10 protein-coding genes are annotated in these 10,732 nt (G+C 67.7%); 2 read left to right on the plus strand and 8 right to left on the minus strand.

Annotated elements, in window-relative coordinates:
- Positions 1-7: 7 nt before the first annotated feature.
- The 8 genes from araD1 to N5K27_RS27550 all read right to left on the minus strand — a co-directional run bounded on the left by araD1 (position 8) and on the right by N5K27_RS27550 (position 8,567).
- Complete coding sequence (araD1, locus tag N5K27_RS27515; protein WP_279820717.1) at positions 8-997, minus strand: AraD1 family protein; 990 nt, start codon at positions 995-997, stop codon at positions 8-10.
- Positions 998-1,002: 5 nt separating this feature from the next.
- Positions 1,003-2,175: an L-rhamnonate dehydratase gene (locus N5K27_RS27520; protein WP_279820718.1), complete on the minus strand. Its 1,173-nt coding sequence runs from the start codon at positions 2,173-2,175 to the stop codon at positions 1,003-1,005.
- A gap of 20 nt (positions 2,176-2,195) precedes the next feature.
- Positions 2,196-3,224: a 4-hydroxythreonine-4-phosphate dehydrogenase PdxA gene (locus N5K27_RS27525; protein ID WP_279820720.1), complete on the minus strand. Its 1,029-nt coding sequence runs from the start codon at positions 3,222-3,224 to the stop codon at positions 2,196-2,198.
- A gap of 31 nt (positions 3,225-3,255) precedes the next feature.
- A complete protein-coding gene (locus N5K27_RS27530) occupies positions 3,256-4,182 on the minus strand; it encodes a hypothetical protein (protein WP_087836555.1) in 927 nt (308 codons plus the stop codon).
- A gap of 9 nt (positions 4,183-4,191) precedes the next feature.
- Positions 4,192-5,112 (minus strand): SMP-30/gluconolactonase/LRE family protein, encoded by a 921-nt coding sequence (locus N5K27_RS27535; protein WP_087836554.1) that lies wholly within the window; start codon positions 5,110-5,112, stop codon positions 4,192-4,194.
- Positions 5,109-5,834: a FadR/GntR family transcriptional regulator gene (locus N5K27_RS27540; RefSeq protein WP_176400614.1), complete on the minus strand. Its 726-nt coding sequence runs from the start codon at positions 5,832-5,834 to the stop codon at positions 5,109-5,111. Before N5K27_RS27540 ends, N5K27_RS27535 begins: the two co-directional genes overlap by 4 nt.
- 52 nt (positions 5,835-5,886) lie before the next feature.
- Positions 5,887-7,455, minus strand: a complete 1,569-nt coding sequence (locus N5K27_RS27545; RefSeq protein WP_087836552.1) for a sulfatase-like hydrolase/transferase — start codon at positions 7,453-7,455, stop codon at positions 5,887-5,889.
- A 119-nt stretch (positions 7,456-7,574) separates the two neighbouring features.
- Entirely contained in the window at positions 7,575-8,567 is a 993-nt protein-coding gene (locus N5K27_RS27550; RefSeq protein ID WP_165963366.1) for a tripartite tricarboxylate transporter substrate binding protein, read from the minus strand.
- Between the two features lie 379 nt (positions 8,568-8,946).
- Between N5K27_RS27550 and N5K27_RS27555 the strand changes: the two genes are divergently transcribed.
- On the plus strand, positions 8,947-9,963 hold the full coding sequence (locus tag N5K27_RS27555; protein WP_165963367.1) for an ABC transporter substrate-binding protein: 1,017 nt from the start codon (positions 8,947-8,949) through the stop codon (positions 9,961-9,963).
- A gap of 16 nt (positions 9,964-9,979) precedes the next feature.
- Positions 9,980-10,687 (plus strand): GntR family transcriptional regulator, encoded by a 708-nt coding sequence (locus N5K27_RS27560; RefSeq protein WP_087836549.1) that lies wholly within the window; start codon positions 9,980-9,982, stop codon positions 10,685-10,687.
- The last annotated feature ends 45 nt before the right edge of the window (positions 10,688-10,732 follow it).

Raw genomic sequence — 10,732 nt, forward strand, 5'->3', positions numbered from 1 at the left:
GTCGGTTCTACAGGGAGGTGACGCCGACCACGGCCTGGGCGGGCTCGAAGCGGACGGCGTTGCGCAGGGGGCGGCCGAAGCCGTCCAGCGAGATCTCGAAGCGGTCGCCGTTCACGGTGCGGACCTGGTCGGAGAAGCTCAGCGTGGCCGTGCCGAAGTAGTGCACGTGCACGTCGCCGGGGCGGCGGAACTGCGAATACTTGAAATGGTGGTGTTCCAGGTTGGCCAGGGTGTGGCTCATGTTGGCCTCGCCGGTGACGAAGGGCTTCTCCCACAAGACCTCGTCGCCGCGCACGATGCGGCTGGTGCCCCGCAGGTCGGCGGGCAACTCGCCCAGCAGCAGTTCGGGCCCGAAGGCGCAGGGCCGCAGCTTGGAATGCGCCAGCCACAGGTAGTTGAAGCGCTCGGTCAAGTGGTCCGAGAATTCGTTGCCCACGGCGAAGCCGACGCGGCGCGGCGCGCCCTGGTCGTCGATCACGTATACGCCCACCAGCTCGGGTTCCTCGCCGGCGTCCAGCGCGAAGCCGGGCACGGGGAAATCGCATTCCGGCGCCACCAGCAGGCTGCCGTCGCCCTTGTAGAACCACTCCGGCTGCGCGCCCACCTGGCCTGCCGCCGGCTTGCCGCCCTCGACGCCAAGCTTGAACATCTTCATGGAGTCGGTCAGGTTGGCGTCTTCCCGCAGCTTGGCATGCATGGCGTCGCGCGATGCGGCACTGCCCAGGTGGGTCAGGCCGGTGCCGGAGATCAGCATGCGGGCGGCATCGGGATGGGTGACCGGCGGCAGCAGGCGCCGTTCGTCCACCAGCGACTGGTAGCGGACCCGGCGGCCCGAGGCCAGGCGCCGGATCAGCGCTTCCAGCGCCACGCCTTCGCGGGCCGCCTGCAAGGCCAGGCCGTAGACGCCCTCGCGGGCGGAGCTGACTTCGATCTCGTCGTCGCCGGCCACGACGCCCACGCAAAGCTGGCCGTCCTCGATGAATTGGATGACGCGCATGATGTTCACTCGCTGATCTGGAATTGATCGAGATACTCGGTGTTCAGGGTCAGGCCCAGGCCCGGCACCGTGTCGTCCAGCTGCAGGAAGCCGTCCTTGGCGACGGGTTCGCCCTTGAAGATGTAGTAGAAGAGTTCGTTGCCCACTTCCACGTCGAACTGCGGGAAGTACTCGCTCATGGGCGAGGCCAGCGTGCTCATGGTCAGGTGGTAGTTGTGCATCTGGCCGGCGTGCGGGATCACGGGAATCGAATGCGCCTCGCACAGCGCGTTGATCTTGTGGGCCGCGGTGATGCCGCCGACGCGGTTGGTGTCGTACTGCACGACCGACACCGCCTTCTTGTCCAGCAACTGGCGGAAACCGTGCAGCGTGAATTCATGCTCGCCGCCCGAGATGGGAATGGCGCTCAGCCGCGACAGTTCGGCATAGCCGTCCACGTCGTCGGCGATGACGGGCTCCTCCAGCCAGCGCGGTTCGAACTTCTCCAGCTTGGGCAGCATGCGGCGCGCGTAGTCCAGGTCCCAGCCCATGTAGCACTCCAGCATCAGGTCGGACTCGTAGCCGATGACCTCGCGCACGGCCTGCACCGATTTCAGGTTCTCGGCCACGCCGCGCGTGCCGTGGTTGGGGCCGTAGCCGAAGCGCATCTTGAACGCGGTGAAGCCCTGGTCCAGGAAGGTCTGCGCTTCTTCCTGCATGGCCTTCAGGTCGCCCCGGTACAGCTTGGAGTAGTAGCAGGGGATGCGTTCCTTGGTGCGGCCGCCCAGCAGCTTGAACACGGGCTTGTTCACCGACTTGCCCAGGATGTCCCAGATGGCAAGGTCCACCGCCGAGATGGCCGCCATGGCCACGCCCTTGCGGCCCCAGGCCAGCGTGGAGCGGTACATGCGCTGCCACAGGTATTCGTAGTCCCAGGGGTCCTGGCCGATCACCAGCGGGGCCAGGTACTGGTCGATGATGGCCTTGGCGATGTGGGGCGCCAGCGCGACGTTGCCCAGGCCGACGATGCCGTCGTCGGTCTCGATCTCGACCACGGTCCAGCCGTGGAAGCGGAAGGTCTTCATGGAGTCGCCGCGGTCGTATAGGGCGTCCATGGCGTTGGAGCAGAAATTGGCCTGGGGCGGAACGGTCTTGCCCTTCCATTCGAAGACGCGGGCGCGGACGGATTGGATTTTCATGATGGTTCGCGAAAGGAAAGTTATCGGATGGCGGCCTGGCGCTGGGCCAGGCCCATGCGGCAGGCGATGGCGTAGGCGTTGGCGATGGCGTTGTCGTCGGCGCGGCCCTGGCCGGCGATGTCGTAGGCGGTGCCGTGGGCGGGCGTGGTGATGGGAATGGGCAGTCCGCCCTGCACGGTCACGCCCTTGGAGAATCCCAGGAGCTTGATGGCGATCTGGCCCTGGTCGTGGTACATGGTGACGACGGCATCGACCAGCCCGTCGCGGGCCTTCAGGAAGATGGTGTCGGCCGGGTACGGGCCTTCGATGGGCAGGCCCTCGGCCACCAGTTCGCGCACGGCCGGTTCGATGATCTCGACCTCTTCGCGGCCGCAGGTGCCGCCGTCCCCGCCGTGCGGATTGAGCGCGGCCACCGCCACGCGCGGGGCCTGGACGCCGTTGGCCAGCAGCGAGCGGTGGATCAGGCGCGTGGCGTCCTTGATGCGGTCCTTGTCGATGTAGCGCGGCACGTCCTTGATGGGAATGTGCGACGAGATGCGCGAGGTCCACAGTGAACCCATGGTGTTGAACTCGCAGAAATAGGTGGTCACGCCCAGGTACTCGGCGAAGTGATGCAGCTCGTCCTCGTGGCGCAGGCCGCCCAGCTTCATCGCGTGCTTGTTCAGCGGCGCGAAGCAGATGGCGTCGATCTGGCCGTCCATGGCCGCGGTCATGCAGCGGTCCAGCACTTGCAGCACCGACTTGCCGCCCGCCGCCCGCGCCTTGCCCACGATCACGTCCACCGGGTCGACGGTGTTCATGGGCAGGAAGGCGGGCACGTCGGCATCCGGACGCGCGCGGACTTCGGCGAAGTCCTCGACCGGCCGGGTCCCGACCCGTACGCCGGCCACACGCTGGCCTTGTTCCCACAGCCAGGGATCGCCGACCAGCACGATGTTGGCCCGGCGCGGGACGTCCGGCCGCGACAGCAGCCGGGCGACGAGTTCGGGACCGATGCCCGCGGGATCGCCCAGGGTAAGCGCGACGACGGGACGAAGAGGGGTAGTCATGGAATGTCAGCCATCAAGAAGGGGAAGGGGCTCAGATCCGGACGATCCGGGAGACGTCGGGTTCGCGCTGCGTGGCGATGAAGCGGGTGAAGCGCAGCGATTGCAGGTCCAGCACGCCGACGCGGTCGTCGTCCTGCGAGATGTAGGCCAATGGCCGCGTGGGATGGAGCGACAGCGCGATGGCGCGCGCGTCCATCTTCACGTAGCCCGTTTCCTGCAGGGTGACGGGGTCGACCACCGAGACGCTGCGGTCGCCGTAGTTCGTCACCAGCAGGCGGTTGCCGGCGCGGTAGATGCGGGTCGCATCCTCGCGCGAGGGCACCGTCAGGCGCACTTCCATGGTCTGGGTGTCGATGGCCGACAGCGTGTTGCTCCAGCGGTTGCTGACGAACAGCGTGCGTTCGTCCTCGCTCAGGCAGCAGCCTTCGGGCTTGAGGCCGGGATGGCAGGCCACGGGCTGGGACAGCGGTTCCCAGGGGCGCAGCTTGGTCACCGTGTGGCTGAGCAGGTTCATGCTGAAGGCGGTCTGGCCGTCGCGCGTCAGCACGAACAGATGGCTTTTCACGCCGCCCGAGGGCATGGCGCGCTTGGGCGCGGTGTCGGTGTCGGGCTGGTCCAGCACCAGCAGCATGGCCTTTTCCTCGCTCAGCGCGTAGAGCCGGTCGTGCTGGTCCATCTGCATGCCGTGGATGCGGTTGAACGGGAACAGGTCTATAGACCTTACCAGTTGGGCCGAACGAATATCGATCTGCAGGATCGCGGATCCCCCCGGGCCGACGTGGCCGGAGGTCTCGACGCCATAGTGCCCCACGTAGACGTAGCGCTGGGCCGAGTCGATCGCGAATTCATGCGGGAAGTCGGGCAGGGGCAGGCTGCGCAGCCGCTCGCCCGACTCGGGGTCGTACCAGCTGATGCAGTGCGAACATTTTTCTACCAGCAAAAGGGTGTCTTGGCTCATGGCGGGCTCTCAGGAATGGCCGTGCGTGTTCAGGCGGATGCGATACAGCGAGGTCGACGCGCAGATGTAGAGTTCGTCGCGCGCGGCGCCGCCGAAGGTCAGGTTGCCGACCTTCTCGGGGACGGGGATGCGGGCCAGGCGCGTGCCGTCGGGGTGATAGACCTGGACGCTGTCCTCGCTGCTGCTGTAGACCCGGCCGCGTTCGTCCACCCGTATGCCGTCGGCCAGTCCGGGCTCGACCACCGCGAACACGCGGGGGCGGGCCAGCGTGCGGCCGCCGATCACGTCGAAGGCCAGGATGTGGTGATTGCCGCTGCCGTCCGTGCGCAGCGCGGCCGACGTGTCGGTCACGTACAGCACGCTTTCGTCGGGCGAGAACGCCAGGCCGTTGGGTTCCTCGGCAAGGTCGCTGGCGACGTCCAGCGCGCCGGTGGCCGGGTCGTAGCGGAACACGTAGTTGGCGCGCAGCTCGGACGGCGCCTGGTGGCCTTCGCGGTCGGACAGGATGCCGTAGGGAGGGTCGGTGAACCAGATGCTGCCGTCGCGCTTCTCGACCAGGTCGTTGGGCGAATTCAACCGGCGGCCCTGATAGCGATCGACCAGCACCTCGGGCGCGCCGGGGCGGCCGGCGCTGTCGAAGCGCGTGCGCAGGATGGCGCGCATGCCGTGCGAGCAGTGCAGCAGCGAGCCGTCGGCCGAGGCGGTGTGGCCATTGGTGAAGTCGACCTCGTCGCGCCAGACCCGTCCGCCCTCGCGCTCGTCCCAGGCCAGGATGCGGTTGTTGGGGATGTCGCTCCATAGCATCATGCGCTGCGCCGCCAGCCACACCGGGCCTTCGCTCCAGGTGGCGCCGGTGTACAGGCGTTCGAGCCGGCTGTCGGGCCCGAACAGGCCCGCGGCGCGCGGGTCCAGGGAAACGGGAGTGCTCATGAGTGATCGATTTCCTGTAGCGTGGTGCGATGGACCTGGTCCAGGTGCCGCTGCATGGCGGCCACTGCCGTTTCCGGGTCGCCGCTCTTGAGCGCGGCGACGATGGCGCGGTGGTCGGTCACGCTGTGCGCGATGGCGCCCGACCGCTGCAAGGCGCGGCGCCGGTGCTCCAGCGCGTAGCCGTAGAAGTCGAACACGACGTCGGCCAGCAGGCCGTTGCCGCAGGCGCGGTACAGCACCTCGTGGAACTCCTGGTCCGAGATCTGGAAGCGGACGGGATCGTCCATCATGGTTTCCTGGTCCGCCACCAGGCGGTCCAGCCGGCTCAACTGGGCAGGGGTGATGCGGCGGGTCGCCAGGCGGATCACCTGCACCTCCACCGCGGCGCGTGCCTCGGCCACTTCCTCCAGCGAGCGGTCGCCCAGGTCGCGCAGCGTGCTGACCGAGTCCTGCACCGCCACCGTGCCCGGACCCAGCACGCGCGTACGGGCGCCCTGGCTGACTTCCAGCATGCGCCATGCCTGCAACATGCCGATGGCGGCCCGGACCGTCTCGCGGGACACCCCCAGCGTGGTCGCCAGCTCGCGTTCGGAAGGCAGTTCGTCGCCCGGCCGCAGCAGGCCCGAATGGATCATGTAGGCCAGCTTGTCGCTGATCTGGTCGCGGATGGTCCGGCGCGTGATGTTGGGGGTATCGCCGGGGATACGGGAAATAAGCTGCATACGGGTGATCCCTGTCACTTTGGCCACTGGTTCGGTAAGCATACCTGTCTCCTCAGGCCATCCGCGTGGGCAGCGGGCATTCGTCCGCGTGGCGCGCCATGGCGCGCACCAGTTCCAGCGTCAGTTCCGCCCGCACGGCGGCGCAGGCCGGATCGTCCCAGCGGTTGACGCGTTCGTCGGGGTCTTCGCGCAGATCGTAGAGTTCCCCCCATTCCTCGAAGGCGTGGACCGACAGCCGCCAGCCCGGCGTGACCAGCGTGCGAACCTTGGGCAGGCCGCTGCCGGGCATGGGGCGGTGGCCTTCTTCCTCGACCAGGACCGAGGCGCGCGCCGCGGCCGGCGCGGCGGCGGGGGCGAGGTCGCGTCCCTGCGTGCCATGCGGCGCGGCCAGGCCCGCGCGCGCCAGGATGGTCGGGCCGATGTCGATCGCGCTGGCGAGATCGGCGCGCCGGCCGCCCGCGCCGGCCTGGGGGTCGGCCCAGATCAGCGGCATGCGGATCACGCTGCGGTAGTGCAGCGGCCCCTTGAACAGCAGGCCGTGGTCGCCCATGAAATCGCCGTGGTCGCTCAGGAACAGCACCACGGTGTCGCGCGCCAGGTCCAGGGCTTGCAGCCTGGCCAGGATGGCGCCGACCATGTCGTCGATGCAGGTGATGGCGCCGTAGTTCAGCGCGATGGCCGCGCGGGCCTCGTCCTGCGTCACGGCGATGACCCGGCTGCCGGCCGTGGAACGGCGCCCGGCAGCCAGTTCCTCGTGCAGCGCGCGCTTGAGCGGCGTGTCGGCCGGCGTGGCCGGCCCGCAGGTCGCGGGTAGTTCGATGTCCTTGGGCCGGTACATGTCCCAGTAGCGGCCGGGCGGGGTGAAGGGGTGGTGCGGGTCGGGAAAGGAACAGGCCAGCAGGAAGGGCTGGCCGCCCCGTGCCGCATGGTCTTCCAGCCAGTCGATGGCGCGGTCCCGGACGAAGGCGCTGGGATACAGGTCCTCGGGCAGCGCGGTGCGCCAGGCCTGCGGCGCCGCCGTCTTGCCGCCGGGCAGGGCGTGGTCCGGGCCGCGCAGCGTGTCGGCCTCGGGGCAGCGGGCATGCAACCAGCGGTCGTAGGCGCCGCCGACTTCGTCGCCGTGCTCCAGGCACAGTTCGGCGTGATCGAAACCATAGTAGGGCAGCCGCACCGCATGGTCCGGGTCCCGCCAGCGCACCACCGACTCCTGCTCGTAGGCGGCGCAATCGCGGTCCTCGCGCCGTGCCTGCGGCCGGTCGGCGGCCTCGCCCTTGCGCCAGGACGGCTCGACGTCCGTCATGTTCTGCAAATGGCTCTTGCCGATCAGCGCCGTGCGCCAGCCCGCCTCGCGCAGCGCGTCGGCGAAGGTGCGGCTGTCCAGCGGCAGCGGCACGCCATTCATGCGCGCCCCGGCCGCGCCAGGCATGCGCCCGGTCATGATGGCGGCGCGGTTGGGCATGCACGCCGGCGAGGCCACGTAGCACCGCTCGAACACCGTGCCACGCGCGGCGATGCCGTCGATGTGCGGGGTGCGCACCTGTGTGTTGCCATAGCAGCCGAGGTGGTCCGCGCGCTGCTGGTCGGTCACGAAGATCAGAAAATTAGGCCGCAGGGTAGACATTTCGATGCTCTATGACGCCGCGCGGAAGTGCGCGGTCCGATCCAGGGCACAGCGGATCCGGCTTTGCCGGTCCGCCAGTGCCGCCCCTTGAGGGGCGCGCGAAGCGCGTAGGGGTGGGTTCAATTCGCTTCTAATTTGATCGCGTCGGCCAGTTGGCGGTAGCGGCGGATGTCTTCTTCCGTCATGGCCGCCAGCGTGGCGGGCGAACCGGCCTCGGCCACCATGCCCTGCGCGGCGATGCGGTCCTTCACCGAAGGATCGGCCAGCACGCGGCGCAGCTCCCGGTTCAGGCGCTCGACCACCGCCGCCGGCAGGCCCGCCGGACCGTACAGCCCGAACCACGTGCGCGTCGCGAAACCCGGGATGGATTCGGCCACCGTGGGCGTGCCGGGCAGCATCTTCGAGCGCGTGGACTGCGGCACCGCCACGGCCACCAGCTTGCCGCCCTGGATGTGCGGCAGCGCGGGCGAAAGCCCGACCAGCATCACGTCGATCTGGCCGCCCAGCAGATCCTGCATCGCGGCCGGCCCGCCCTTGTAGGGCACGTGCGAAAGCGGGATACCGGCGGCCTGCATCAGCTGTTCCATGAACAGGTGGTTGGGCGAACCCACGCCCGCCGACCCGTACGTGGCCTTGCCCTGCTTGCCGCGCGCGTAGGCCACGAATTCGGCGAAGGTCTTGATCTTCAGGGCGGGGTTGGCCGCCAGCACGAACTCGTTGAAACCCAGCAGCGAGACCGGCGTGAAATCCTGCAAGGGCCGGTAGGGCAATTGCTTGTAGACGATGGTGTTGATCGCCATGTTGCCGTCGTGCGCGATCGCCAGCGTGTAGCCGTTCGGCTCCGCCTTGGCCAGCGTTTCCATCGCGATCAGCCCGCCCGCCCCGGGCTTGTTCTCGACCACGACCTTCTGCCCCAGCCCGCTGGACAGGGGTTCCGCCAGGATACGGGCGAAGGCGTCGGGCGCGCTGCCGGGCACCGACGGCACCAGCACCTTGATGGGCTGGCGCGGATAGTCCTGGGCGGCGGCGGTGCCGGCCGTGGCCAGCAGCAGGCCGGCGGCCAGCGCGGCCAGCGACCGGCGGCGCGGAATGCGGGGAAGACGGAAGCTCATGAGCGGGGTGGTCCTTGCGGGTGGGATCGGGTGCTGGTCTGCTGGTACGGATAGTAGACCAGTTGAAACGGACTCACTATTCAGGGTTAACCCGCATTCGACCGAGTCGGCTCGTGCCCCGCCCGGCACCAACATAGGCCGGCGCCAGCCCCTTGGTGGTGCGGCGTCTGATTCCTGCGGCGGTCGCATGCGTTGCTTCGTCGTGTCCTTGCTTTCGCCCTGAAAGCCCCGGTTTTACTGGAGATGCAGGTCATTCCCGCACGCCGGTTCCCATGCTGGCATGTGACTTGCATAACCGTGGCATCAAGGTGGTATGCCACATGTATGCACCACGTTCGCATGCCGCCTTTCCTGTCATCCACAGCCGGAAAGGATCCCGATGAAACTGTTTTCAGGTTTGAAGCTGCTCGCCGTGGGCGCTTTGTTCGTGGTGGGTTCCGCACAAGCGGCCGAGCCGACCCGCATCAAGTTCGCCTTCAACTTCACGCTCGATGGGAGTGCCGGACCGTATCTGCTGGCGCTCGAGCGCGGCTACTTCAAAGAGCAAGGCCTCGATGTCACCATCGATCCTTCTTCGGGATCGGGCGATGCGGTAACCCGCGTGGCGTCGGGGACTTATCAGATGGCCTCGGCCGATTTCTCCACGCTTGTCGAATTCGCCAGCCGCCAGCCCGCGGTAACGCCCAAGGTCGTTTTCGTGATGTACGAGCGCGCGCCGCAGGCGATCATCAGCCTGTCCAGCGCAGGCATCAAGAAGCCGGCCGATCTGGCGGGCAAGACCGTGGGCGGTGGCAACGCCGACGGGCCGGCGCGCCTGTTCCCGGCGCTGATGCGCATCGCCGGCGTCGATCCGTCCAAGATCACCTACAAGCAGATCTCGCCGCAGTTGCGCGATTCCATGCTGTTGACCGGACAGGTCGACGCGGTGATCGGCAATGACTACACGTCCTGGTTCAACCTGAAAGGACGCGGCGCCAAGCGCGAGAACGTTGACATTCTGGAATATGCGGATTTCGGCCTGGATGTCTACAGCAACTCCATCATCGCCAGCCAGGCATTGCTGCGTGACAAGCCCGAGGCGGTCCGCAAGTTCATCGCCGCCGCGCTGAAAGGATGGCGGGATGCCATAGCCGACCCGGCGGCGGCGACGAAGGCGGTGGCCGCTCGCAACCGGCTGATCGACCCCGTGCTCGAAACCGAGCGCCTGCAGTTCCTGATCGACCACAAGGTCAAGACGCCGAATGTCCAGAAGTACGGGATCGGCTATGTCGATGCCGACCGGATGAAGAAAAACATCGCCACCATCACCGAGAGCTTCGAGTTGCCGGCCGCGCCGCCGGTGTCGCTGGTGTACGACCCGCAGTTCGCGCCGGGCGGCAAGTCGGCAGTGCAATAAAGCGGAGCATCGCTTCATGGCAATCATTTCTTCCGGCGCCGGCGTGCGTCCCGTGGAGGAAGACGGCGCCGACGGCACCGAGCCGCTGCTGGAGGGCGGCAAAGGCCTGGTCGACCGGCTCCATGCGCAGTTGCACGAGATGCTGCTGACTCATGAGATCCCGTTGGGAGTGCCGATCTCCGAGCGGCAGTTGTCGATACGGCTGGGGGTTTCCCGTACCCCTTTGCGCGAGACTCTGCGGCGGCTCGAAGGCGAAGGTTTCATCCAGCGCAACAACGGCGTGCTGGAAGTGCGCCGCATCACGCTGGAGGAGTTTCTCGAGCTGCTCAAGATCCGGCGCCTGCTGGAGGTCGAGGCGGCCGGCGACGCCGCGGGCCGGATCGAACCCCACACGGTCGCCGACCTGCGCAAGGCCCTGGAGCTGTTGCTGGCCGGAGAAGTCCGGGACAACCGGCAGCGCGTCGCGCTCGATCTCGAACTGCACCGCGCCATTTGCGATGCCTGCGGTAGCCGTTCCATGGCCGAACTGATCGAGCAGTTGCGCCGCCGGTCCATGCTGTTCGCCACGCCGCCGGTTCCCGGCGATTTCCGCCAAACCGTGGCCGAGCATCTCCGTCTGCTGGACGCCGTGGCCACCGGCGACAAGGCTCGCGCACGAGAGGCCATGGCCGAGCATCTCGACCACGTTCTCGACAACATTCTTTCCCGCCTGATGAAGCGTTAGGCGCTACAGGACTCCCACCACCATGATTGAAAAGAATCTTTCTCC

The organism is Pigmentiphaga sp. GD03639 (assembly GCF_029845405.1).
GTDB classification, from domain to species: domain Bacteria; phylum Pseudomonadota; class Gammaproteobacteria; order Burkholderiales; family Burkholderiaceae_B; genus Pigmentiphaga; species Pigmentiphaga daeguensis.